At 70.7% G+C, this 23,492-nt stretch carries 23 protein-coding genes and 2 tRNA genes; 10 read left to right on the top strand and 15 right to left on the bottom strand.

Annotated features, from left to right (window positions below; all coding sequences use genetic code 11):
• Nucleotides 1-37 precede the first annotated feature (37 nt).
• Genes ABT057_RS18320 through ABT057_RS18300 form a run of 5 tightly spaced genes read right to left on the bottom strand, consistent with a single transcriptional unit; the run spans nucleotide 38 to nucleotide 3,454 of the window.
• Nucleotides 38-1,132, bottom strand: coding sequence for a class E sortase (locus ABT057_RS18320; RefSeq protein ID WP_352344084.1), 1,095 nt, complete (start codon nucleotides 1,130-1,132; stop codon nucleotides 38-40).
• A complete protein-coding gene (locus tag ABT057_RS18315; protein ID WP_352344083.1) occupies nucleotides 1,129-1,767 on the bottom strand; it encodes an aminodeoxychorismate/anthranilate synthase component II in 639 nt (212 codons plus the stop codon). The genes ABT057_RS18320 and ABT057_RS18315 overlap by 4 nt, the downstream gene beginning before the upstream one ends.
• On the bottom strand, nucleotides 1,764-1,973 hold the full coding sequence (locus ABT057_RS18310; RefSeq protein WP_352344082.1) for a hypothetical protein: 210 nt from the start codon (nucleotides 1,971-1,973) through the stop codon (nucleotides 1,764-1,766). The genes ABT057_RS18315 and ABT057_RS18310 overlap by 4 nt, the downstream gene beginning before the upstream one ends.
• Nucleotides 1,974-1,977: 4 nt before the next feature.
• The gene (locus ABT057_RS18305; RefSeq protein ID WP_352344081.1) at nucleotides 1,978-2,655 is read right to left on the bottom strand and encodes a class E sortase; all 678 of its coding nucleotides are present in this window, start codon (nucleotides 2,653-2,655) and stop codon (nucleotides 1,978-1,980) included.
• A 19-nt stretch (nucleotides 2,656-2,674) separates the two neighbouring features.
• Nucleotides 2,675-3,454, bottom strand: a complete 780-nt coding sequence (locus tag ABT057_RS18300) for a DUF881 domain-containing protein (RefSeq protein ID WP_352344080.1) — start codon at nucleotides 3,452-3,454, stop codon at nucleotides 2,675-2,677.
• A gap of 139 nt (nucleotides 3,455-3,593) precedes the next feature.
• Here ABT057_RS18300 and crgA point away from each other — a divergent pair, with 139 nt between their 5' ends.
• A complete protein-coding gene (crgA, locus tag ABT057_RS18295) occupies nucleotides 3,594-3,848 on the top strand; it encodes a cell division protein CrgA (protein ID WP_352344079.1) in 255 nt (84 codons plus the stop codon).
• 266 nt (nucleotides 3,849-4,114) lie between these two features.
• Here crgA and ABT057_RS18290 read toward each other — a convergent pair whose 3' ends face one another.
• Both ABT057_RS18290 and ABT057_RS18285 read right to left on the bottom strand, forming a co-directional pair.
• A complete protein-coding gene (locus tag ABT057_RS18290) occupies nucleotides 4,115-5,017 on the bottom strand; it encodes a rhomboid family intramembrane serine protease (RefSeq protein ID WP_352344078.1) in 903 nt (300 codons plus the stop codon).
• A gap of 96 nt (nucleotides 5,018-5,113) precedes the next feature.
• The gene (locus ABT057_RS18285; protein WP_352344077.1) at nucleotides 5,114-5,641 is read right to left on the bottom strand and encodes a peptidylprolyl isomerase; all 528 of its coding nucleotides are present in this window, start codon (nucleotides 5,639-5,641) and stop codon (nucleotides 5,114-5,116) included.
• Nucleotides 5,642-6,056: 415 nt separating this feature from the next.
• Between ABT057_RS18285 and ABT057_RS18280 the strand changes: the two genes are divergently transcribed.
• A complete protein-coding gene (locus ABT057_RS18280) occupies nucleotides 6,057-6,785 on the top strand; it encodes a DUF5324 family protein (RefSeq protein WP_352344076.1) in 729 nt (242 codons plus the stop codon).
• A gap of 103 nt (nucleotides 6,786-6,888) precedes the next feature.
• Here ABT057_RS18280 and ABT057_RS18275 read toward each other — a convergent pair whose 3' ends face one another.
• Both ABT057_RS18275 and ABT057_RS18270 read right to left on the bottom strand, forming a co-directional pair.
• Nucleotides 6,889-7,446 carry a GNAT family N-acetyltransferase gene (locus ABT057_RS18275; RefSeq protein ID WP_352344075.1) on the bottom strand — a complete coding sequence of 186 codons (558 nt, stop codon included), beginning with the start codon at nucleotides 7,444-7,446 and terminating at the stop codon, nucleotides 6,889-6,891.
• 301 nt (nucleotides 7,447-7,747) lie between these two features.
• A tRNA-Ala gene (locus ABT057_RS18270) sits at nucleotides 7,748-7,820 on the bottom strand.
• 180 nt (nucleotides 7,821-8,000) lie between these two features.
• On the opposite strand from ABT057_RS18270, the gene ABT057_RS18265 reads away from it, so the two are divergent.
• Together ABT057_RS18265 and ABT057_RS18260 are read left to right on the top strand one after the other, a co-directional pair.
• Entirely contained in the window at nucleotides 8,001-8,549 is a 549-nt protein-coding gene (locus ABT057_RS18265) for a helix-turn-helix domain-containing protein (RefSeq protein ID WP_352344074.1), read from the top strand.
• 329 nt (nucleotides 8,550-8,878) lie between these two features.
• A complete protein-coding gene (locus ABT057_RS18260; protein ID WP_352344073.1) occupies nucleotides 8,879-10,408 on the top strand; it encodes a serine/threonine-protein kinase in 1,530 nt (509 codons plus the stop codon).
• On the opposite strand, the gene ABT057_RS18255 is transcribed toward ABT057_RS18260, so the two are convergent.
• Both ABT057_RS18255 and ABT057_RS18250 read right to left on the bottom strand, forming a co-directional pair.
• On the bottom strand, nucleotides 10,405-11,712 hold the full coding sequence (locus ABT057_RS18255; RefSeq protein ID WP_352344072.1) for a hypothetical protein: 1,308 nt from the start codon (nucleotides 11,710-11,712) through the stop codon (nucleotides 10,405-10,407). The two genes, ABT057_RS18260 and ABT057_RS18255, sit on opposite strands and share 4 nt — an antisense overlap.
• 266 nt (nucleotides 11,713-11,978) lie before the next feature.
• A complete protein-coding gene (locus ABT057_RS18250) occupies nucleotides 11,979-12,107 on the bottom strand; it encodes a DLW-39 family protein (protein WP_003999697.1) in 129 nt (42 codons plus the stop codon).
• Between the two features lie 254 nt (nucleotides 12,108-12,361).
• Here ABT057_RS18250 and ABT057_RS18245 point away from each other — a divergent pair, with 254 nt between their 5' ends.
• From ABT057_RS18245 to ABT057_RS18235, 3 genes are all read left to right on the top strand, one after another.
• Nucleotides 12,362-12,754, top strand: coding sequence for a DUF6344 domain-containing protein (locus tag ABT057_RS18245; protein WP_352344071.1), 393 nt, complete (start codon nucleotides 12,362-12,364; stop codon nucleotides 12,752-12,754).
• Between the two features lie 162 nt (nucleotides 12,755-12,916).
• Complete coding sequence (locus ABT057_RS18240) at nucleotides 12,917-13,513, top strand: UTRA domain-containing protein (RefSeq protein ID WP_352344070.1); 597 nt, start codon at nucleotides 12,917-12,919, stop codon at nucleotides 13,511-13,513.
• Nucleotides 13,514-13,521: 8 nt separating this feature from the next.
• Complete coding sequence (locus tag ABT057_RS18235) at nucleotides 13,522-14,325, top strand: glycosyltransferase family 2 protein (RefSeq protein ID WP_352344069.1); 804 nt, start codon at nucleotides 13,522-13,524, stop codon at nucleotides 14,323-14,325.
• A gap of 13 nt (nucleotides 14,326-14,338) precedes the next feature.
• Here ABT057_RS18235 and ABT057_RS18230 read toward each other — a convergent pair whose 3' ends face one another.
• Both ABT057_RS18230 and ABT057_RS18225 read right to left on the bottom strand, forming a co-directional pair.
• Nucleotides 14,339-14,848, bottom strand: a complete 510-nt coding sequence (locus ABT057_RS18230) for a hypothetical protein (RefSeq protein ID WP_352344068.1) — start codon at nucleotides 14,846-14,848, stop codon at nucleotides 14,339-14,341.
• A gap of 109 nt (nucleotides 14,849-14,957) precedes the next feature.
• Nucleotides 14,958-16,253, bottom strand: a complete 1,296-nt coding sequence (locus ABT057_RS18225) for an amidohydrolase family protein (protein ID WP_352344067.1) — start codon at nucleotides 16,251-16,253, stop codon at nucleotides 14,958-14,960.
• 466 nt (nucleotides 16,254-16,719) lie between these two features.
• On the opposite strand from ABT057_RS18225, the gene ABT057_RS18220 reads away from it, so the two are divergent.
• The 3 genes from ABT057_RS18220 to ABT057_RS18210 all read left to right on the top strand — a co-directional run bounded on the left by ABT057_RS18220 (nucleotide 16,720) and on the right by ABT057_RS18210 (nucleotide 22,266).
• Nucleotides 16,720-20,727, top strand: a complete 4,008-nt coding sequence (locus tag ABT057_RS18220) for an nSTAND1 domain-containing NTPase (RefSeq protein ID WP_352344066.1) — start codon at nucleotides 16,720-16,722, stop codon at nucleotides 20,725-20,727.
• Nucleotides 20,728-21,253: 526 nt separating this feature from the next.
• The gene (locus ABT057_RS18215) at nucleotides 21,254-21,481 is read left to right on the top strand and encodes a hypothetical protein (protein WP_352344065.1); all 228 of its coding nucleotides are present in this window, start codon (nucleotides 21,254-21,256) and stop codon (nucleotides 21,479-21,481) included.
• A 14-nt stretch (nucleotides 21,482-21,495) separates the two neighbouring features.
• Complete coding sequence (locus tag ABT057_RS18210; protein ID WP_352344064.1) at nucleotides 21,496-22,266, top strand: DUF2637 domain-containing protein; 771 nt, start codon at nucleotides 21,496-21,498, stop codon at nucleotides 22,264-22,266.
• Between the two features lie 235 nt (nucleotides 22,267-22,501).
• On the opposite strand, the gene ABT057_RS18205 is transcribed toward ABT057_RS18210, so the two are convergent.
• Nucleotides 22,502-22,575: transfer RNA gene (locus ABT057_RS18205), tRNA-Ile, on the bottom strand.
• Between the two features lie 112 nt (nucleotides 22,576-22,687).
• Nucleotides 22,688-23,491 carry a DUF3566 domain-containing protein gene (locus tag ABT057_RS18200; protein WP_352344063.1) on the bottom strand — a complete coding sequence of 268 codons (804 nt, stop codon included), beginning with the start codon at nucleotides 23,489-23,491 and terminating at the stop codon, nucleotides 22,688-22,690.
• Between the last annotated feature and the right edge of the window lies 1 nt (nucleotide 23,492).

The raw sequence follows: 23,492 nt of genomic DNA, 5'->3' as shown, positions 1-23,492 counted from the left end.
CCCCTACTCGACTGCTCGACCTCGACAACATGCCCAGCTACTGGACGAGCGCATCCGGCTTGCCCTTGCTGCGCGGCCGTTCCTCGACCATCTTGCCCCAGACGATCAGCCGGTACTTGCTGGTGAACTCCGGCGTACAGGTGGTGAGGGTGATGTAGCGGCCCGGACCGGTGAAGCCGGACTGCGGGGGCACGGGTTCGAGGACGCTGGTGTTGCTGGGCGACGTCACCGGCAGCGAGGACGCCATCTTGTAGACGAAGTACTCGTCCTGCGTCTCCACCACGATGGCGTCACCCGGCTGGAGCTTGTTGATGTACCGGAACGGCTCGCCGTGCGTGTTGCGGTGCCCCGCGAGTCCGAAGTTGCCGGTCTTCGCGTCGGGCATGGCGGTCGTGAGGTCGCCTTCGCCGTAGTGCCCGACCATGCCCTTGTCGAGCACCTTCTTGTTGCTGACGCCCTCCGCGATCGGCACGACCACGTCCAGCTTGGGGATGTGCAGGATCGCGAAGCCCTGCCCGGGGGAGAACGTCCCCGGGTTGCGTTTGCCGCTCGCCCAGTCGTCCTGGAGGCTGCTGGCCTCCTTGCTGGCCTGCGCGTGCGCCCGCACGTTGGTCCACCACAGCTGGTAGCTGACGAACAGCAGCATCAGCACACCGGTCGTGATGAACACCTCACCGACCGCCCGGCTGACCAGCACCCCCGTGCTCGGTTTGCGCGCCTTCGCCTGCCGCCGGGCCTCCACCCGGGACAGCGGTCGCTCGTCCTGGGAGAGGGCGTCCGGCGAGTCCTCGACGTCCGGGGAGCCGCCGTGACGGCCGTGACGGCCCTTGGCTGCCTTTCTGCGGGCCGCTCGGCCGCCCGCTGGCGTTCCGGGCCGGGGCCCGGCCGCCGAGGCGCCAGAGGCCGATATGGGCGCATCGTCGAACGGGGACGGCGGCGGCTCCGGTATCCGCAGCGCCACCGTCTCCTCGTCGATGGGCGGAAGCTGCCGCTGATACGCCTCTGCGCCGTACGGGTCGCCGTACGCATCGCCGCGCGCCTCCCCCTGGGGATCGCCGTAGGCAACACCGCCGAAGGACTCGTACGGCGCCGTGCCGTACGAGTCCTCGCGCTCGGGGCGCAGCGCGGTCACGCCGTGGCCCTGCCCACCACCGGGGCGAGCCCCGCCGACCTCGCCACGGCGCCCTGGTCACCGCACTCCACCAGCCAGTTGGCCAGCATCCGGTGGCCGTGTTCGGTCAGCACCGACTCCGGGTGGAACTGCACGCCCTCGACGGGCAGTTCACGGTGGCGCAGCCCCATGATGATCCCGTCGTGGGTGCGGGCCGTGACCTCCAGCTCGGCCGGGACGGTCTCCGGCTCGGCGGCCAGGGAGTGGTAGCGGGTCGCCGTGAAGGGCGTGGGCAGGCCGGCGAAGACGCCCCGGCCCTCGTGCTCGACCAGCGAGGTCTTGCCGTGCAGCAGCTCGGGCGCCCGGTCCACGACACCGCCGTAGGCCACCTGCATCGACTGCATGCCCAGGCAGACGCCGAAGACGGGGACGCCGGTGGCCGCGCAGTGGCGGACCATCTCGATGCAGACGCCGGCCTCCTCGGGCGTGCCGGGGCCGGGGGACAGCAGGACGCCGTCGAAACCGTCCTGGGCGTGTGAGGTGGAGACCTCGTCGTTGCGCAGGACCTCGCACTCGGCGCCCAGTTGGTACAGGTACTGGACCAGGTTGAAGACGAAACTGTCGTAGTTGTCGACGACGAGAATGCGCGCGCTCACTGGTTGTCCACCGTCACATCGTTGAAGGGAAGCAGCGGTTCGGCCCACGGAAAGACATATTGGAACAGGACATAAACGACAGCCAGGACCAGCACGAAGGAGATCAGCGCCTTCACCCAGGCGTTTCCCGGCAGATGCCGCCAGATCCAGCCGTACATGCCGTCCCTTCCGTCGCACCACGGCACCTGACTCACGCCGTACGCCACCAGACTAACGGCGCAGGGCCTTCGGTTCGCCTGCCTCCACAGGCTGTGTGGAGTCGAGGTGCGCCCAGACGATCAGCCGGTGACTGTGGCCCCATTCGGGATCGCACGTGGTCAGCGTCAGATACCGGCCCGGACGCGTGTACCCCGACTTACGTGGCACAGCGTCGATCACCTCGATGTCGGAGGGCACGGTTTTGTAAGGCCCTTTGTCGATCCGATACGTGAACCAGGTCGTGCCGTCCGTCAGCACCACCGCGTCCCCGCGCCGCAGCTTCGGGAAGTCCTTGAAGGGGTCGCCGTAGGTGCGCCGGTGGCCCGCGACGGAGAAGTTGCCCGTCTGCCCGAGCCGCGCGGTCCCCGCGTAGTGGCCCAGCCCCTTCTTCAGGGTGCCGGTCGCCGTCCCCTCGAGAACCGGTTTGTTCCACGTGGAACCGAGCCGCGGGATGTACATCACGGCGAAGGGCTTCCCGCTCTTGTACGGCGCCGGCGGTACGGGTGCGCTCGGGCGCGCGGCCGGCTGCTGCCGCGCCCACTGGTCGTGCAGGTCGTCGATCTGGTCACCCATGACGCGGTCGGCCTGGACACCGGTCCAGAACAGCACATAGCCGACGAACAGCACGATGACGGCGCCGACGGTGATGCACAGCTCGCTGAACGTCCTGACGATCACCCGTAACGACACAGGCGCCCCCGCAGGCGGTTTACTCCACAGGCTTCGCGTAGTGCAGATCCACTGTGCCCGAGTAGCCCGGCAGAGTCACCGTCCCGTCCTCGGTGACTTTCCAGCCGAGGCCGTAGACGTTCACGTAGACCATGTAGTTCTGGATCGACGACGAGTCCGCGAGGGCCTTCTGCAGCTTCTCCGGGTCGCCGATCGCCTGGATCTTGTACGGCGGTGAGTAGACGCGGCCCTGGAGGATCAGGGTGTTGCCGACGCAGCGCACGGCGCTGGTGGAGATCAGCCGCTGGTCCATGACCTTGATGCCCTGGGCACCGCCCTTCCACAGGGCGTTCACCACGGCCTGGAGGTCCTGCTGGTGGATGACGAGGTAGTCGGGCTGCGGTTCGGGGTAGCCGGGCAGCTTGGCCGTGGCGTTCGGCGGGGCGTCGTTGAGGGTGACGGTGATCGCCTTGCCCTTGAGTTTCTGGGTGCCCGCGTTCTCCTCCAGGGCGGCCAGCTTCCTGTCCTCGGCACTCGTGCTGCCGTCGTCGGCCTCGGCCAGCGACTCCACGTCCGCGCGCAGGGTCGCGTTCGACTCGTCCAGTTCGCCGTTCTTGCGGCTGTGCTCCTCGATGAGGTCGGACAGCTTCAGCAGGGAGGCGTCCGTGCGGATGTTGGTGCCCTTGGCGGTGTTGAAGCTGGTCATGAAGAGGAGACCGGCGAGGGCGAAGACACCCGCGGTGAGTATCCGCACGGGCCGGAGGCGACCACGGGAACGGGGCGTTGATCCCGTCCCGGGGGAGTCGGCAGAATTGCTCAACGTACCCTTATCTCCTTCGGCGCCGTAGAAGCACTACGCTAACGGACGCCCGGGGGAGCCCTTCAGTACCCTCCACACAGGCCCCGAGCCCGACCCAGCACCTGCGCGGCCACGCAGCGCATCGACAGGAGAGACCCTCGTGCCGAAGTCACGTATCCGCAAGAAGGCCGACTACACGCCGCCGCCGGCGAAGCAGGCGACCGCACTCAAGCTGAACAACCGTGCCTGGGTCGCGCCCGTGATGCTGGCCATGTTCCTGATCGGGCTGGCCTGGATCGTCGTCTTCTACGTCACCGACGGCTCGCTGCCGATCGACGGCCTGGACAACTGGAACATCGTCGTCGGCTTCGGGTTCATCGCGGCGGGGTTCGGCGTCTCCACTCAGTGGAAGTAGCCGGCCCCAGCAGCTCTCCCCAGGGCTGTTCAGTGAGTTATCCACAGGCCTGAGGTCGCTTTCCACAGATGGGGAAAAGAAACGACGATCTGTGGATAACTCACCGGAGGTTGACGCCGGTATGACGTGACTACCGGCAGTCACCACCCCTCGAAAATCCGTTCGCCCCCTGCCTGACCTGCGAAAACAGCGGTCGTCGACAGGGGGCTTCGCCATCCCCGCACGTTGTGCACAAGATTCACCACCCACTGTGGACAACAGTGCGCTCAGGTGAGCTGGGCGGTCCTCAGGATCGTCGTCACGACCACGGCCACCAGCACCAGGGCACAGGCGCCGTACTGCACCAGGGCCCGGCGCTCACGCGGCGCGTGGACCATGCCGTACCCCACGATCACCCCTGCCACGAGGCCGCCGATATGGGCCTCCCAGGAGATGTTGAAGGCCGGGTTGAACGTGAAGATCAGGTTGATCACGAGCAGGGCGATGATCGGCCGCATGTCGTAGCGCATCCGGCGCATCAGGACGGCGGTGGCGCCGATGAGACCGAAGATGGCGCCGGAGGCACCGAGCGACGGCTGGTTCGGTTCCGCGATCAGGTAGGTCAGGGCACTGCCCGCCAGACCGGAGACGAAGTAGAGCGTCAGATAGCGGGCCCGGCCGAGCGCCTGTTCGAGGGGGCCGCCCAGCCACCAGAGGCTGAGCATGTTGAACAGGATGTGGACATAGCCGCCGTGCAGGAACATCGCGGTCAGCAGCCGGTACCACTGGCCTTCCGACACACCCTGCACCTCGCCGTAGCCGAGGGCCGGCATGATCGCCCGGCCGACCAGCTCGAGGTGCTCGGTGAAGCGGTCGCCGACGGCGAGCTGGACCAGGAACACCGCGAGATTGACGCCCACGAGGATCTTGGTGGCCAGCCGCGGATCCGCGGCGACCGAGCCGCCGGCCAGGGTGCGCGGCCGGGACGCGGCGGGAGGGTGGTCCGTACCCGCCGCCCGGCGGACGCACTCGGGGCACTGGAAGCCGACGGAGGCGCTGACCATGCACTCGGGACAGATCGGCCGCTCGCAGCGGGTGCAGCGGACTCCGGTCTCGCGGCCCGGGTGCCGGTAGCAGGAGGACGGACCGCTGTGGGTGTCCTCCGGCCGACTGCCTGGCGCCTGGTCCATGGGCTCCCCCGGGTCGTCGTCGTGCAGGGCGTCGTACAGGGCCTTCTCCCGCTCATCCTTACGGACGAGCGGGGCGAATGGTTCCCGCCGACGCCGTCAGCGCCTCTCGACGACGACCGACTGGATGACGACGTCGTGCACCGGGCGGTTCGTGCGCGGGTTGGTCTCGGTGGCCGCGATCTCGTCCACGACCTTCTGGCCCGCCTTGCTCACGACCTCCCCGAAAATGGTGTGCTTGCGGTTGAGCCAGGCGGTCGGGGAGACGGTGATGAAGAACTGGGAGCCGTTGGTGCCCGGGCCGGCGTTGGCCATGGCCAGCAGGTAGGGCCGGTCGAAGCGCAGTTCCGGGTGGAACTCGTCGGGGAACTGGTACCCGGGGTCGCCGGTGCCGTTGCCCAGCGGGTCGCCGCCCTGGATCATGAACCCGCTCATCACGCGGTGGAAGACGGTGCCGTCGTAGAGCGGGGTGTTGGACCGCTCGCCGGTGGCCGGGTGTACCCACTCGCGCGCGCCCGTGGCCAGCTCGACGAAGTTGTCGACCGTCTTCGGGGCGAAGTCCTTGAAGAGCCGGATCTCGATGTCGCCCTTGCTGGTCCTCAAGGTGGCGTAGAGCTGCTCGGCCACGATCGTGCCTTCCGTTGTGCTCGTGTGATCCGCCGATCCTTGCACGGACGGGAGCGGGTCGCGCCGATCCGTGGCATTGTCGACGAAAGGGCCTTTCTTCCGGATCAGGCCGGCTCCGAACGACGGTGCCTTCCGGCCCGGCCGGGCGGGGTCCGGTGCGTGCAGCTGCAAGGCGGAGGAGGGCGGCGACGCGATGGGGGTTCCCCCCGCGCCTTCGGGGCAGTCGGGGAGCGTGTGCCGGCCCCGGCAGGATCCGGCAGACAGGCCCTGGGTGCCGTCGCCCCCGGTTCGTCCGCCATTGCACACGATCGACACCCGTATGCCCGCCCGCACATGCCGGGACGGCCATCGGGAGGCATGATCCGTAAAAGGGTGGAAAGTCGAAATACCGTACGCCACCGAGGAGGAGGAACCCGTGACCCGCATCGACAGCGTGCGCGCCGCGACCGGCTCGGCGAAGGACAGCGTGCTGCACGCCGCGGAAGTGGTGGCGCCCTACGCCGACACGGCCAAGGAGAGGGCCGCGCTCTACGCGCAAGAGGCCCGTGTACGACTCGCGCCCAAGGTGTCGCTGGCCGCCGAGCAGGCCCGCACCCAGTTCGACACCCGTGTCGCGCCCCGGCTGGAGCAGGCCAGGACGCATGTCCCGCCGAAGGTCGACCATGCTGCGCAGGAGGCGGCCGCCCGGACCCTGCTGGCCGCCCGCCAGGCCGCCGAGTACTCGCGCCAGGCCGCCGAATACTCCCGGCCGAAGATCGAACAGGCGGTGGCCGCGGCCGGACCCGTCAAGGACGAGGCCGCCGCACGGGGCGTCGCCGCGCTGGCCGCGCTGCGCGGCCAGGTGACCCCGAAGGAGATCGAGAGGCTGGTCCGCAGGCACCGGCGCAGGGCGCGGGCGGGGAAGGTCGGCAAGACCCTCGTGATCCTCGCCGCGGCCGCCGGCGGCGCCTTCGCGGCCTGGAAGTGGTGGGACAAGCAGACCAACCCCGACTGGCTGGTCGAGCCGCCGGCCGCCACGGAGGTTCCCGCCCCGGGCGGGCTGACCTCGGTGGACGGCAGCACGGATCCGTCCGCCCTGGATCCGGAGGTCCAGGCGAAGCAGGCCGAGGACGAGGCCGCGCGGCGCGACGACGACCGCGGCTGAGCCCGAGGCACGCACCCGGCACCCGCAGTGGGCGGAGGACTTGGAGGTCCTCCGCCCGCTGTCGCGCTTCGTCCCTGCGAACAGGGGCGTGGCGTCACGGGTTTCACGCCGGGTGCGTGCGACGTTCGCGCGGGTCGAAGTCGGCCCACAGCATCTCGGAGTCGTGGACCTCGCCGGTCGGCCTCATGCCCAGGGCCTTCGCGATGCCGGCCGATGCCCGGTGGCCGGGATGCACATGAGCCACGAACCCGGAAACCCCTTGCGCGCGCAGCCAGGCAACCATGGTGCAGGCGCCTTCCTTTCCGTAGCCGGCGCCTTGGAAAGCGTGGCCGACGACCCATGCGAGCTCGGCCTCCACACGGTCGGGGCGGGGTCGGTGGAGCGTTGCCTGAACTGTTCCGACCAGCCGCCCGCCGGTTCCCTTCCGCATCATCCAATTCAGCCAGCCCTGCCGCCCGTCGGGTGAACTGCCGACGACCTGCCGCCGATAGCGCTGCTCCAGTTCCCCTCGGGTCGGCGGAGCGCCACCGATCCATGCATGCAAACGCTCGTCGTTGAGGATCTCCGCAGCTTCTTCGGCATGTGCGATCGTCAGGGGTTCCAGGTGCAAACGCTCCCCTTGGAGGGGTACGGCGGCAGGCCAGGAATCCGTTTCGGGCATGGGGCGATCCTAATCCGGGAAGTCCTGTCAGCTTTTCCACTGTTGGGGCGTACCCCGGGAAGACTGCCGCGCCGACACCGGCACGGAACTGGCTGGCGACAGCCTCCTACCGCACGGCGAACCTCACAGCGGTGCCCGTGGGACCTGCGGTCGGTTCGGGAATCCGAGCCCGCCGCGGCCCGACCGCCCCCGCTCCCGCACTTTCGGGTGCGCGTACATGCGCGTAGGTGCGCGCACCGCGTGTGCACCGAAAAACGCCCTCCGACTCTGCGTTTCCGCAGGTCAGAGGGCGTTTGGACAGTGGAGCCTAGGGGAGTCGAACCCCTGACATCTGCCATGCAAAGACAGCGCTCTACCAACTGAGCTAAGGCCCCGGAAGGGACGCCCGGCCAGTGACCATGTACTGGCGGCCGCCGCAGACCAGAGTACCGGGTCACCGGGGGTATCTCGCAAAAAGATTGGGGGTCCCCCCGGATGACCACTCTCCGTAAGATGCTCGGCGTGGTTCGCTACAGCGAACCGGGGATTTTCCGGGGAAGCGATGGGGAGACGCAATGGACGCCGCACAGCAGGAAGCGACCGCGAGAGCGCGGGAGCTTCAGCGGAACTGGTACGGAGAGCCACTGGGGGCGCTCTTCCGTAAGCTCATCGACGATCTTGGCCTCAACCAGGCTCGTCTCGCGGGGGTGCTGGGGCTGTCCGCACCGATGCTGTCCCAGCTGATGAGCGGTCAACGGGCGAAGATCGGCAACCCCGCCGTGGTGCAGCGGGTGCAGCTGCTCCAGGAGTTGGCGGGTCAGGTCGCGGACGGCAGCGTCAGTGCCGCCGAGGCGACCGAGCGCATGGACGAGATCAAGCGGTCGCAAGGGGGCTCGGTGCTCAGCAACACCACGACTACTACCAGCAGTTCGGGGGCGCCCACGGTCAAGCGGGTGGTCCGCGAGATCCAGTCGCTGCTGCGGTCGGTGGCCGCCGCGGGCGACATCATCGACGCCGCCAACAGCCTCGCCCCGACCCACCCGGAACTGGCAGAGTTCCTCCGGGTGTACGGCGCCGGCCGCACCTCGGACGCGGTCACGCACTACCAGTCCCACCAGAGCTGATCCCCGCGCGCTGACGGGAGCGCGGAGCACGGCGACGGGGGACAGGGGCAGGGGAAGAGGCAGGGAGAGGCCACGAGGAACTCGGGGTACGAGGACTCGGGGTACGGGGGGCTCGGGGGCACGGAGGCTCGGGAGACTTCGGTGGATGTCGGGGGACATGCACGAGGCTCAAGGGGACACGGCGGGGTACGGCGGGATACGGCGGGGCAGGCACGAGGGCTCGGGCGAAAACCGGGAAGACGCGGGGGACACGGGGGTCGTATCGCTCGTCGCGGGGGTAGCGAGGGGGTAGCAGGGGGACACCTGAGGGGGAGGAGCGACGCACTGCCATGGGTGAGGTCTTCGCCGGACGCTACGAACTGGCCGACCCGATCGGACGCGGAGGGGTCGGCGCCGTGTGGCGTGCCTGGGACCACCGCCGCCGCCGGTACGTGGCCGCGAAGGTGCTCCAGCAGCGGGACGCCCACTCCCTGCTGCGGTTCGTCCGCGAGCAGGCGCTGCGGATCGACCACCCTCATGTGCTGGCGCCCGCGAGCTGGGCCGCCGACGACGACAAGGTGCTGTTCACCATGGATCTGGTGGGCGGCGGTTCACTGGTCCACCTCGTCGGCGACTACGGACCGCTGCCGCCGGGGTTCGTCTGCACCCTGCTCGACCAGTTGCTGTCCGGGCTCGCCGCGGTGCACGCCGAGGGGGTGGTCCACCGTGACATCAAGCCGGCGAACGTGCTGCTGGAGGCCACCGGCACCGCCCGCCCCCGTCTGCGCCTGTCCGACTTCGGCATCGCGATGCGGCTGGGCGAGCCGCGCCTGACCGAGACCAACCTCGTGGTGGGCACCCCCGGTTACCTGGCCCCCGAGCAGATGCTGGGCTCCGAACCCGACTTCCCCGCCGACCTGTTCGCCGTGGGACTGGTCGCGCTGTACCTCCTGCAAGGCGCCAAACCGGACGCCAAGGCGCTCGTCCAGTACTTCGCGGAACACGGAACTCCGAGCGCTCCCAAGGGGATTCCCGAGCCGTTGTGGCAGTTCGTGGCCATGCTGCTGCAGCCCGACCCGCAGGCCCGGTTCCGTACGGCCACGGGGGCGCGCAAGGCGCTGGCGGCCGCCGCCGAACTCCTTCCCGAGCCCGGCCCCGACGACGAACTGATCGAGATCTTCGACCAACTCGGCCCCCTGCCCAAGGGGTTCGGGCCCGACGGCCCGCTGAAGCCGCCGGCGCGGAGCACCACCGGACCGACACCCCTGCCCGCCCCGCCGGACACGCCACCCAGTACGGGCCAACCGGCCTCAGGGTCAGTGCCGGCCCGTCCGGAGGCACCTCCGGAACCGGTCCGTCCGGGCACAGATTCGCTGCCCGCCCGACCCACCACACCCCCGGTGCCGGCCCCCCACCCGTCCTGGACCGGCACAGGAGCCGCACAGCAGCCCCCCACTCCCTCCCCCAGCCCGACGCCCACCCCACCTCCCTCCATGTCGGACACCGGCAGTTTCCATCTGCCGCCCCCACTGCCGACGGTCACGGGCACGCCCACCCCCACACCGACACCCACTCCAACGCCGACACCCACACCCACCCCGACACCCACACCGGTCCCGTACGAGACGACCCTCGCCCTCTCCGCCCTCCCAGGCCCCGGTGGCCCCGGAGGTCAGCGCATCGACACCGGCACCGCCTCCTACACCGCCCAGGACCCCCACCGGACCCCGTCGGCTCCGCATCCGGAGCTTCCGAGGCGCGGGCACCGGCGGGCCGTACGACGCGCCCGGCCCGGGCCGCCCGCCAAGGTGGCCGTACCGCTGCTGCTGCTCGCACTGGCGTGTTACGCCGTGGGGTTCTGGGCGCTGACGAGAATCTAGGCGGACTGAGCGGACCGGGCCGACCGGGCGGCCTGGGCGGACCGGGCCGGCGTCCTGCGGCGGGCGGTCAGGGTCCACACGCCGAGGAAGAGCAGCAGCGCGCTCCCCGTACCGATACCGCCCACCGCCACCGCCGTCATCACGGGGTCGGCGCCGCCCGCCACGCCCGTGCCGTCGCCGTCGTCGCCCAGCGTGCCCGTGGCGATGGCCCCGTGCGGCACCGACTGTCCCAGGTACCCCGGCCCGGCCTCCGCGGTTCCGTCCAGCCGGACACGCAGCGTCACCTCGTAGGGGCCGTCACCGAACTGCTCGCCGATGCCGGAGGCCAGGTGGACGACCAGGTAGTAGGAGCCGGCGAATCGCAGGCTGCTCACCGGGTCGGTGGGCGCGTACCGGTTGCCGTACCGGACCGGCGGGACGGGGTCCAGGGAGGCCGACTTCTGGGTGCCCGCATAGCCGATGCCCCGGGCCTCGACCTTGGCACGCACCGGGTTGTAGAGGGTCAGTTCCAGCGCGTCGACCACGTACGCGGTACCCGGGTCCCGGCCCGCCGCGGCGCTGCTCACCTCGGCCTCGGCGTACAGCTGCTGCCCCCAGCCGACGGGCACCTTGTAGAAGACGGTCTCACCCGGGACGGCCTCGTCCCGCCAGACGCCCGGCTGTACGGCGACCGCCCGGCTGAAGCCCGCGCCGCCGGGGCGGCTGACCGGCTCGCCGGCGGGTGGCGCGGGCGTCGCCGAGTTCCACGCCCCGGGCCCGGTCGTGGCGGCGGCCTTCGCGAGCGCCGGCTCGGAGACGGGGGCGAGCTCCAGGGTCCAGGGGTCCGCGGAGCCCTCACCGGTGCCCGTGTCCAGCCGTTCGACGACCACGTAGTAGGTGCCCGGGTCCTGGCACAGCCCCATCCCGGGCCGGATCTCCCGCGCCGCCAGGGCCGTCACCGGCTGCGGGCTGAGCGCGGCGCCGACCGTCGCGGAGTCGCTGGAGCAGGTCGCGCTGTTCGCGTCCTGTATGGAGACGCTGATGCCGTCGGCGACGGCGGGCGTGGCACCGGAACCGGGGACCGCGGTGACGGAGACGTACGTGGTGGACTTCCCGTCGAGTGTGAGGCGGTAGTAGGCCTTCTCACCGGCCGGGAGGGTGCTGCGGTAGGTCGCGCCGGACCGCAGGCTGTCGGCACCGGCGGTGCTCTTCGCGGCCTGCGCGTCCTGGACGTCGTCGGCGAAGGCGTACGCCGGGACGTCCGGTGCGGCGACGGCGCGGGGGACACCGGGCGCCGCCACGCACAGCAGCGCGCCCACGAGCACGGCGCACAACCCAGCCGCCGCACGCCCCGTACGCCCCGTACGCCGGGCCATCCGCACCCGCCCCCTCGTCTTGGTCCGAACGTGGCCCATCCTGCCCCGCGGCCCCGGACTCCGCCCCCCGATTCCGTGCGGACGTCCGAAACACCCGCCTCGAGCCGCCCTAACCGCAACCCGAGAACTCCGCAACCCGAGAACCAGGGACACACAAAACCCCGACCGCTACGGCGGTCGGGGTCTGATTCGATCTCAGTCTCTGGTGTCGGTACTCACGAACCCGTGGGCACGGAGTCAGTCGCCTCCGTCCACAGATCCTGCTCGGCGCGATCCGCCTGGATCTGGCGGTACACGAGGAGCCCGCCGATGGCGGCCAGTGCGACCAGGAGAAGCTTCTTCACCGCGCGACCTCGTCTTTCCTTGACGTAGGGGACCTCTGGCGCCCGACTATACACACGACCGATACCGATCGGTGACCTGCGTCGGCCTCCCAACTCCCGCCCACGGCAGCTCGTAAACCTGTCTTCCCTCATGCACCCGTCCGGGTGGTGTTCATCGGAACATCGCCACGCCGCGTGCGTCGGTCCCGCACTTCCCGACCCCCATACACATCATGAGGAAAGTACGCAAATCGACCAACCCGAAAGTGAGGGTCATGACCGAGAACCGGGTCATGAAGCTGTGGACCGCCATCGTCACCGCCTTCCTCGCGCTGGCGACGGCGCTCGGATTCGCCGCCTCGACCGCCGCCCCCGCGGCCGCGCAGACCGGACCGGCGCACCCCGGCAGCGAGGCCACCACCGGCGAGCGGAGCGCCTCCGCCGCGCGGACGACGACCTGGCCGGCCGCCTCCCCGTGGAACCGGCCGCACGCCCGGTCCCTGCCCCCCACGATGAAGCAGCGCATCCGCGCCGAGGCCCACGGCAAGTCCCCGGGCTGCCGCCACCGCCCCCTTCCCGACGAGGAGGCGGCCGAGCACACCGACGACGCCTGCGAGTCCGACGAGTCCCCGGAGGCCCTCGAACCCTCGATCCCCCTCCAGCGCTGAGACCGGGACACACCGCCTCGACTTCGCTTCGACTTCTTCCTCACCCTCTGTACCACCCGACGTGACGGCGACTTGCGTACAGCCCGCACGATGCAGGCCCGGCGGCTCCCCGGAGCGACCGGGCCTTCGCCGCGCCACCACGCCCGCGCATAACCTGAGACCGTGTCATATGACTGCCAACGCACCCCCGTCGTCCGCGACAACGGCCGGCACCAGTGGGAGAAGGACCGGGCGCGCGCGCCGAAGGCGGTGCGCTTCACCAGCGGGGCGACGGAGCACGACACCGGACTACACCGTCCCGACCTGATCTTTCACGCGCGGTACCGCGAGATCGGGGCACCGGCCGAGCTGGCGGACGCGTTCGGCGTCCCGGCGGGCACCATGCTCCTGGAGCGTTCCTACCGGACCCGGCACGGCGCCGAGAACGCGCCCTTGGCCCTGGTCACCTCCTATCTCGTGCACGCGATGATCGCCGTCAACCCCGCCCTCCTCGAAGAGGCGAACGAGCCCTGGCCCGGCGGCACCCAGAGCCAGCTGCACAGCGTGGGCATCGAGCTGGACCGCGTCGAGGAACGCCTCGTGGCCCGTCCGCCGACCCCCGCCGAGGCCCGCGACCTGGACCTGCCCTCCGGCGCGCCCGTGATCCTGCTGCGCAAGACGTCGTACGACGTCGGCGACCGCGTCGTGAACCTCGCCGACGTGACCCTGCCCGCGGACCGCACGGAGCTGCTGTTCACCACCCGTCTGGAAAGGTGGTGAGGGCCACCATGGCCGCCACGACAGCCACGACAGCCACGACAGCCACGACAGCCACGACCAGGCGTGTCGTCGTCGTCACCGCCGTGCACGCCCCCTCCGCCCGGCATCTGCCCGAGGCCTGGACGTCGCTGCGCGAACAGGAACTGCCCGCCGGCTGGGAGTGGCACTGGGTGATACAGGAGGACGGCAGGAGCGACGACGTCGCCGCGTACGTCCCCGACGACACCCGGGTGACCTTCCGCCAGGGGCGCCCCGGCGGGCCCGGAGTCGCCCGCACCATCGCGCTGGCGCACGCCGAGGGCGAGTACGTGAAGGTCCTCGACGCCGACGACCGGCTCACGCCCGGCGCCCTCGCGCGGGACCTGGCCGCGCTCGAGGCCGACCCCGCCCTCGGCTGGGCGACCTCCCGGGTCCTGGACCTGCTGCCCGACGGCAGCACGGTCGGCTTCCCGGACGATCCCGAGGGCGGCCCGGTGGAGCGCGGCGCCGTACTCGACCACTGGCGGGCGCACGACTACCGCGCACAGGTCCACCCGGCGTCCCTCTTCGTCCGCCGCGACCTGCTGACGGCCCTCGGCGGCTGGATGGCGTTGCCCGCGTCCGAGGACACCGGCCTGCTGCTCGCGCTCAACGCGGTCAGCCGCGGCTGGTTCACCCCGGAGGCCGGGCTCCTCTACCGCAAGTGGGACGGACAGGTCACCGGCCAGGCCGCGCACGTCGACCCCGCCGAGCGGACGGCCCGGATGGCGGTCGTGGAAACCAGGGCACGCGCCCTCGCGAACTCCGGCTGGAGCTACCCGACGGCCGGCTGACCCACGGCCGGAACTATCCGGCGGCGGCCTGGCCTGCGGCTGCGGCCATCCAGTGGGCGACCCTGCGCAGGGTCGTCTCGTCCACCTGGTCGACCAGGGCGCGTACGGCGGTGGCGTCGTCCTCGGTGAGGTCGTAGAGGCCCGCCTTGCTCAGGCCCGCCATCAGGACCTGGTGCCGCCGGTCCTCCATGCGTTCCGCGAGCTTGGTCGGGGCCTGAGCGCCGGCACCGGGCGAGGAGACCCCTGAGTCCCCTGGCTCCTCCGCCGGCTCTTCCGCGGCGGCCGCGGGGGCGGGGGCCGCGTCGAAGCGGTGCCAGTCCCCGCCCTTCGGGCCCCACAGGGCGACCGTCACCTCCTCGCCCCGCGCCCGTTTGACCTGGGTCATCTCGCCCATCGCGTACAGCACCGGCGTCCTGTCCGGCGACTCGGCGGCGGGCCGCCAGGACGCCGAGGGCGGGTCGTAGAACATCGCGACCCAGCGGGGAGCCCCCGACGGCTGCGGGCTCTGGGGACGGGTCTCCATGGCGCTCATCCCTTCCGTATCGGCACGTTCCGTATCGGCACGGCAGGGCGACCATATCTGACGGACCGTCAGCTATCCAGAGCCCGAGGCCTCCGGGGGCCCGGACCGTTCACTGCCTCGCGGCGATCGCCGCCCGCGCCCGCTGCCGGAACGCCTCCAGCTTGTCCACCGGCTCCGTCAGCTGCCGGCTGCGGGAGCGGATGCTCACGTCGTGCCCCCCGGCCGCCCGGCGCAGCGCGCCCACCGTGGCCCGCTCACGCGGGATGTGCCGGAAGGGGTCGAAGGAGTACCAGCGCATCGCGTTCTCGTGGGTCATCTTCGCGATGTCGGAGTCCGGGACCGCGCAGTCCGTCAGGACGCCGTGGAGCTGCTCGGGCGCGTCCGGCCACAAGGAGTCGCTGTGCGGGTAGTCGCCCTCCCAGGCGATGTTGTCGATCCCGATGTCGTGACGCAGCCGGATGCCCAGCTTGTCGGTGATGAAGCAGGTCAGGAAGTGCTCCCGGAAGACCTCCGAGGGGAGCTTGCCGCCGAAGTCCTGGAGGGTCCAGGCGGCGTGCATCTCGAAGGTGCGGTCCACCCGCTCCAGGAAGTACGGGATCCAGCCCGTGCCGCCCTCCGACAGGGCGATCCTGAGGTCGGGGAACTCCTTCAGCACCCGGGACCACAGCAGGTCGGACGCGGCCGAGACCAGGTTGATCGGCTGGAGCGTGATCATCACGTCCGGCGGCGAGTCCACGGCCGGGATGGCGAGCCGGCCCGAGGAACCGATGTGGATGGACAGGACGGTGCCCGTGTCGGAGGCCGCCTGCCACAGGGGGTTCCAGTAGGGATCGTGGAAGCTCGGGTAGCCGAGCACCGCCGGGTTCTCCGGGAACGTCATCGAGTGACAGCCCTTGGCGGCGACCCTGCGCAGCTCGGCCGCGCACAGCTCGGCGTCCCAGATGGCGGGCAGAGCCATTGGGATGAAGCGCCCGGGATACGCCCCGCACCACTCGTCCATGTGCCAGTCGTTGTACGCGCGCACCAGGGCGAGCGAGAACTCGGAGTCCTCGGTGGCGAACATCCTGGCCGAGAAGCCGGGAAAGGACGGGAAGTTCATCTGGGCGAGGATGCCGCCCGCGTTCATGTCCTTGATCCGCTCGTGGACGTCGTAACAACCGGGCCGGATCTCGTCCATGCCCTGGGGATCGAGGCCGTACTCCTCCTTGGGCCGCCCGGCGACCGCGTTGAGCGCGGCGTTGCCCACGGTGTTGTCGCGGAACTGCCAGACGTCGCTGCCGTCCTCGCGGTGGACGAGCCGCGGGGCGTCGTCCCGGTACCGCTTCGGCAGGTGGTTCACGAAGATGTCCGGCGGCTCGATGATGTGGTCGTCCACGCTGATCAGGATCAGATCGTCCCGTTGCATGTCGGTCCTCCCGCACGCCCTGCTGGATCCGCACTCTCGATTTTTGAAAACTACATTCTCATAAGAGGCGAATCAAGCATCCGGGCAGACAGAGCGGTCGCCGAACGGGAGGGTCCCGTTCTCAGCCAAAGGTGATCGAGAAGTGGCCCCTGAAGGGAATCGACGCTTGAGGACGGCGGCTCCTGGGTAGCTCGACCCGGTTCGGAACCGAGGAGCAGAAGTGACCCGTGCGTACCGCCCGTGCCGCCGGGCACGCCACACCGTTCGGCACCGGTCCCTCCCCTCGTGCGGACCGCTGCCGAACGGTGCGGGTGCCGTCGGACCGTGCCCGGGAATCCTCCCAGCCATACCCCCGCGCGAGGAGACCCCCGACATCCGGTCACTGATGTAACCGCAGGTCAGACGTATAGAGTGAGTTTTCCGGTCCGGATTCCAGGCCCGGATCCAGGTGCGGGGGAAGTAAGGGGTGGAGGCCTTGAGTTTCGACTCAGGGGCACGTACGGCCTTCGCGGAACGTCTCGCGCTGCTCTACCGGGAGGCCGGCAATCCGCCTCTCAAGCGGGTGTCCGAGGCGGTCGTCCGGCTGCAGCGGGTCGACGAGCGGGGACGGCCCGTCCGGGTGTCCGCCCAGCGGATCAGCGACTGGCGCCGGGCCCGCAACGTGCCCGCGCAGTTCGCCGCCCTCGCCGCCGTGCTGGCCGTCCTCATCCCCGAGGCCCGGCGTGCCCGGCCCGCCCCCGTCTCCCCCGGTCTCTACGACACGGTCCAGTGGCAGCGCCTGTGGGAACGCGCGCTGGCCGACCCGGTCGGAGCCGGCGAGGCCGCCGAGGCGACGGAGAAGGAACCGCACCCCGCCGAGGCCGCCGGCGTCCCCGGAGGCGTGTGCCCCTACCGGGGCCTGGCCTCCTACCGTCAGCAGGACGCCCGCTGGTTCTACGGCCGGGAGCGCAGCACCGACGCGCTGGTCGCCCAGCTGCGCGCGGCGCAGCGCTCCGGCGGCCTGGTGATGCTGGTGGGCGCCTCGGGCGCGGGCAAGTCCTCCCTGCTGAGCGCCGGCCTGGTCCCCGCGCTGCGCGACGGCGCGCTCGGTGACACGAACGGCGCGGGGAGGGACGTACTGCACCTCGTCCCCGGAGCGGATCCGCTCGCGGAACTGACCGACCGGATCCCGGAACTCGCGCCGCTGGTCGGCACGGCGCCCCCGCCCCCCGGCACCCCCGCCTTCGCCCGGGCCGTGCGCCAGGCCCTGTCCTCGTGGGCGCGCCGGGACACGCCGGACCCCGCCCGGCCGGTCCTCATCGTGGACCAGTTCGAGGAGGCCTTCACCCTCTGCTCCGACGAGGTGAGCCGCCGTACCTTCGTCCGGTTACTGCACGCCGCCGCCACGCCCGCCGGGCCCGGGGAGCAGGCCCCGGCGCTCGTCGTCCTCGGGGTCCGCGCCGACTTCTACGAACCCTGCCTCACCCACCCCGAGCTGGCCGACGCCCTCCAGCACCGGCACATGGTCCTCGGTCCGCTGACCTCCGCCGAGCTGCGGGAGGCGGTGACCGGTCCCGCCAAGGCCGTGGGCCTGGAGCTGGAACCCGGGCTGGCGGAGCTCATCGTCCGGGAGGTCAGCGCGGACGGCCCGCGCGGGGCGCACGACCCCGGTGTCCTGCCGCTGCTCTCGCACGCCCTGCTCGCCACCTGGCAGCGCCGCAAGGCGGGCCGGCTGACCCTGGCCGGCTACCGCGCGGCCGGCGGCATCCAGGGCGCGGTCGCCGCGACGGCCGAGCGCGCCTGGTCCGGCCTGGACCCGGCCGCCCGCACGGCGGCCCGGCTGCTCCTCCTGCGGCTCGTCCGGCTCGGCGAGGACACCCAGGCCACCCGCCGACGGGGCACCCGCCGCCAGCTCGCCGCGGAGTCGACGGACCCCGGCAAGACCGAGGAGTCCCTCGAGGCGCTGGTGCGCGCCCGGCTGGTGACCCTGGACGCGGAGTCCGTGGAGATCACCCACGAGGCGCTGCTGACCGCGTGGCCGCGGCTGCGGGAGTGGATCGACGAGGACCGCAGCGACCATCTGCTGCGCCAGCGGCTGGAGGAGGACGGCCGGGCCTGGGAGGGCTCGAACCGCGACTCGTCCCTCCTCTACCGGGGCTCCCGCCTCGAACAGGCCCACAGCTGGGCGAAGTCGGCCGGTGACACCTTCCTGACCCGCGGCGCGATGGACTTCCTGGCCGCCTCCGTACGGCTGCGCCGGCGCACGGTGTGGATCAGCCGGGCCGCGGTGTCCGCCCTCGTCGTCCTGGCGATGCTGGCGGTCGGCGCGGCGGTGGTCGCCTGGCAGCAGCGCAACGACGCCGTGTTCGAACAGGTGGTCGCCGAGGCGGACCGCGTCCAGTACACGGACCCGTCGCTGTCCGCGCAGCTCGACCTGGTCGCCCACCGGCTGCGCCCCGGCGACGAGGGCGCGCGCAACCGGCTCCTCTCGATCGTCAACGCCCCGCTGGCCACCCCACTGCTCGGCCACACCGGCGCCGTCTACCTGACCTCGTTCAGTCCGGACGGCAGAACGCTGGCCACCGCGAGCTACGACCGCACGGTCCGCCTGTGGAACGTGGCGGACCCGTCCCGCCCGAGGCCCCTGGGCAAACCCCTGACCGGCCACGGGAGCTGGGTGAGCACCGCGGTCTTCAGCCCGGACGGCAAGGTGCTCGCCAGTGCCGGCGACGACGGCACGATCCGGCTGTGGGACGTGAGCGACCCCGCGGCCCCCCGCCCCGTGGGGCGGCCCCTGACGGCCCGCGGCGGCGGCACGGTCTACCTGGTGGCCTTCAGCCCCGACGGCCGCACCCTGGCCTCCGCCCACGAGGACGGCAGGGTCCGTCTCTGGGACGTCCGGAAGCCGGACGCCGCCAAGGCGTCGGCCACCCTCACCGGCCATACGGCGGCCGCCCGCACCGTCGCGTTCAGCCCCGACGGCAGGACACTGGCCTCCGGCGGCGACGACAACGCCGTCCGGCTCTGGAACACGGCCGACCCGCGCCACCCGCGCCCCCTCGGCAGGCCGCTCACCGGCCACGACGACACGGTGCACTCCGTGGCCTTCAGCCCCGACGGCCGTACGCTGGCCAGCGGCAGCGCGGACGACACCGTACGGCTGTGGAACCTGGCCGACCCCGCGCACGCGGCCGCCCTCGGCGCCCCGCTCACCGGCCACACCGGCCCGGTCTGGTCGGTGTCCTTCAGCCCGGACGGCAGGATGCTCGCCGGCGCCAGCGCGGACAGCACGGCGATCCTGTGGAACGTCAGCGACCGGGCGGACCCCTCGCAGGTGGGCGAGCCCCTCGCGGGCAGCAGCGGCGAGATGTACGCCCTGGGCTTCAGCCCCGACGGCAGAACCCTGGCCACCGGCAGCGGAGACAACAAGGTGCGCCTGTGGTCGATCCCGCGGTCGGACATGATCGGCCACACGGGCGCGTTCCGCGCGGACGGCCGGCTGCTCGCCACGGCGGCCCGCGACGGCCGGGTCCGCCTGTGGAACGTCGAGAGGCCCGGCCGTCCCCAACCCCTCGGCAAGCCGTTCATGCCCGCCGACGGCGGCTACCGCTCCCTCGTCTTCTCCCCGGACGGCCGCACCCTCGCAGTGCTGACCGGGAACCGCGCGGTGTACCTCTGGAACATCGGCGACCCCGCCCGGCCGGTCTCCTACGGCCCGCCCATCACCCTGCGCACCCGCTTCACGGGCCCCGACGCGCTCGCCTACAGCCCCGACGGCCGCACCCTGGCCACCGGCTACAACGACCGCACCATCCGCCTCTGGAACGTCACCGACCCCTCCCGCATCACTCCCTACGGCGACGCCCTCACGGGCCACAAGGGCTACGTCAACGCCCTCGCCTTCAGCCCCGACGGCCGCACCCTGGCGAGCGGCAGCGCGGACGGCACCATCCGCCTCTGGAACGTCACCGACCCGAGCCGTACGACCTCCCTCGGCAGCCCCCTCAAGGGCCATCTCGGCCCGGTCAACGCACTCGTCTACAGCCCCGACGGCAAGACCCTCGCCTCCGGCAGCGACGACGACACGGTCCGCCTCTGGAACATCGCGGACCCCGCCCGCGCCACCTCCCTCGGCTCCCCCCTCACCGGCCACACCGAGGCCGTCGTCTCCCTGACGTTCAGCCGGGACGGCGCCACCCTGGCCAGCGGCGGCAACGACAACACGGTCCGCCTCTGGAACGTCAGCGTCCCCTCCGACGCCTCCCCCATCGGCCAGTCGATGAGCCCCAACGCCAAGACCGGCAACTTCCTCTCCTTCAGCCCGGGCAGCCGCATGCTCGGCGTCTCCAGCGGCGCCGACACGATCCGCATCTGGAACCTCGACGTCGACCAGGCGATCACCCGCATCTGCTCCACCACCGAGAACGTCCTGACCTCCGAGAAGTGGCACGAGTACCTGCCACGCCTCTCGTACGACCCCCCGTGCGACACCTGACGGGACAGTGATCCCGATCACAACTCGGCACCGAGCCCCACCAGTCACCTCCCGCCGACCAGCCACCCTTGTTAGCCTTGGCCCAAGCCCGGTCGCTAGTGCATCCCCCGTCACCAGCGACCGGGCCTTTTGTATGCCGTGTCGCATGTCCTGTTGTATGCGCCGCGGGCCGATCGTCGGAGCGGACCGTTCACTCGTGACCCGGATCGGTCGGCCGGCGCAGCGTTGGCGGCAGCGGCTGGGTCGATGCCGCCAGGATCTGTTCGTTTCCCGTCCACTGGCGGCGAATCCAATTTTCTGCCTACTGAGATTTAAGAAGACAACCCGCTCGACCCATAACGTGCAACGCGGGGCGCAGATTACATAAATTAAAAAACGCTCTCAGCAAAGTCTCCCTCGCCACGGTCACTCATTTGCCGCGCAACTGGAGGAGCCGACGGGGCGTTAGCAGGACATGACGAAACCAATGCCCCTTGGCCTGCCCCGCCGCGGAGCGCGGACGGAGAATTCGTCCTGTGCCAGTGATATGACAGTGGGGAGATACGCCTACACGCCTGGTACGGCGTACTCGACCCTGGAGGTCCGGGGCACCCTGCACCGGGGCACCCGGCACGGGGACGGTGAACGGGTCGAAACCCGGGTCACCGAGTCACTGCTCATCGAGTTTCTCACGCTGTTGGACGCGGTCCAGAAGGAACTCGATCAGCGGTGGAGCGGCCAGAGGAAGTCTGACTGCCACGCGGACCGCATGTGACTGGGTGAATCACCATGAATCACGACTACCCGGATCTCTCATTCACGCAGCGTGAATGGTACCCCGACGCATACTCTTTCGGGTCGGGTACGGGCTGGCACAGCAGTCCTGTCGAGGGCCTGCACTCGGGAGCCCCCTTGGAACCCCCTGATACAGGGTGGGACCCGGTCGAGGAACTTGCCTATCTCCTGCAGGACGCCGTACCGGCGGAGCGGGCGACCACCGTGCCGCCGCCGCGCAGCGAGCCGCCGTCCGACGTCGACTTCGCCGACCCGTTGGAGAACCTGGCACAGATCACGGCGCAACTGCCGCCCATCCGACGTTCTTCCGCGGGGCACCGGAAGATCCGGGGCGGAAAACTGCAATGCAGGTGGATGCAGACCGGCAGCTTCGTGATCGTCGCATTCGTTGCCGTCATCGTGGCGATGGTCAGCGTCTTCGGAGCCATGGCGGCCTACGCACCTCTGCAGCACATCACGGCCGGCGCGAAGGGCGGGAAGAATTCCTGGTGGCCCGTTCTCGTCTACGGCCCCTGGATCGTTGCTTCTCTCTCCATCCTGCGCACGGCCCTGCATCAACGCCGGGCTCTGCACTCGTGGTTCGTCGTTCTCATCTTCTCCTCTGTCGCGATGATGCTGTGCGTCGCGCAGGCCGAACGGACCTTCGCCGGTATCGCCGGAGCGGCCCTGCCTGCCATCGCGTCCCTGGCCTGCTTCCAGCAACTCGTCCGGCAGATCACATTGACTCTGCCGCCGCGAAAGAGCACGTCCCGCCATCGGCAGTAGCCGAACACAGAGCCGGCCGCCCAGCCTCGGGCCGGCAACGTGATGGAACCTCCGAGGAGATCCGGAACAGCTCGGAAGCACGGGCGGGCCGGCGACAGCGCGCGCGAGGCCGTCTGCATGCCCGCCGAGCCGCTGGAAGATCCACTCATCGGCCGATGTCAGCCGTGACCGTCGTCGATACAAGCCGTGGACGGCAAAGACCCCCGGTCCATCCGGACCGGGGGTCTTCTCGCTGTGGGGCTAACAGGATTTGAACCTGTGGCCTCATCCTTATCAGGGATGCGCTCTAACCAACTGAGCTATAGCCCCGCCGCGCTCTGCGGTGTGTGTCCCGCGCGCTGACTCCTGAAGGTTAGCGCACGACGTGGGCAGTCCCAAAATCGATACCCCGGGGACCGCCCACGGATGGTTTAGCCGCAGTTCACTCGTCCTCTGCGAGCGTCAGCTCGATACCGCCGACGAAGCCCGCGGAGAGGTTGTAGATGAAGGCGCCCAGGGTGGCCAGCGCCGTCGCGAGGACGACGTCGATGACCGCGATGATCGAGGTGAACGTCAGGACGTGGGGGAGGGACAGGAAGGCCTGCAGGTCGAAGCCGTTCGACTCGTTGGAGCCGGTGGCCTCCGAGATGGTGCCGCCGACCGACGAGAAGACGCCCATCGCGTCCATGACCATCCACAGCACCGCCGCCGCGACGATCGTGCAGATGCCGAGCGCGATCGACAGCAGGAAGCTGACCTTCATCACGGACCACGGGTCGGCCTTCGCCACCCGCAGCCGCGCCTTGCGCACACGCGGCACGGTCCGCGCACCGGCACCGGTGCGCGGGCGGCGTACCGCACCGGTCTGGGCCGGCTGCACGGCCGCCGCCGGCTGCGACGGGTAGGCCTGCGGCGGGTGGTAGGGCCCGGCGGCCTGCTGGGGCTGCCGCTCACCGGGCAACGGTGAGGCGGGCTGCTGCTGGGCCTGTGGGCCTCGCGTGTCCGTCACGGATCCCCCTTGGGAGCCCTTGGATCCCTTGGTTCCTTGTGTGTCGGGCGAGGAGGAGGACGAGTCGGCCGCCGAGGGCTTGATCGCCTTCAGCTGGGTCGTGTGGGTGTCAGCCACCGGCCCTTCCGTGCTCCGCGCGCCGGTCGTGCGCGCGTCCTCCGCCGGCGCGGCGGAGCCACGGCCGCCGCCGTCCTTGTCCGTACCGGCGGACGTCTCGGCGCCTGTGGCTCCGCTCACG

It is taken from the genome of Streptomyces sp. NPDC002588 (genome assembly GCF_040295925.1).
In the GTDB taxonomy this organism is placed as follows: domain Bacteria; phylum Actinomycetota; class Actinomycetes; order Streptomycetales; family Streptomycetaceae; genus Streptomyces.
This window is presented reverse-complemented; position numbering and strand designations above follow the sequence as displayed.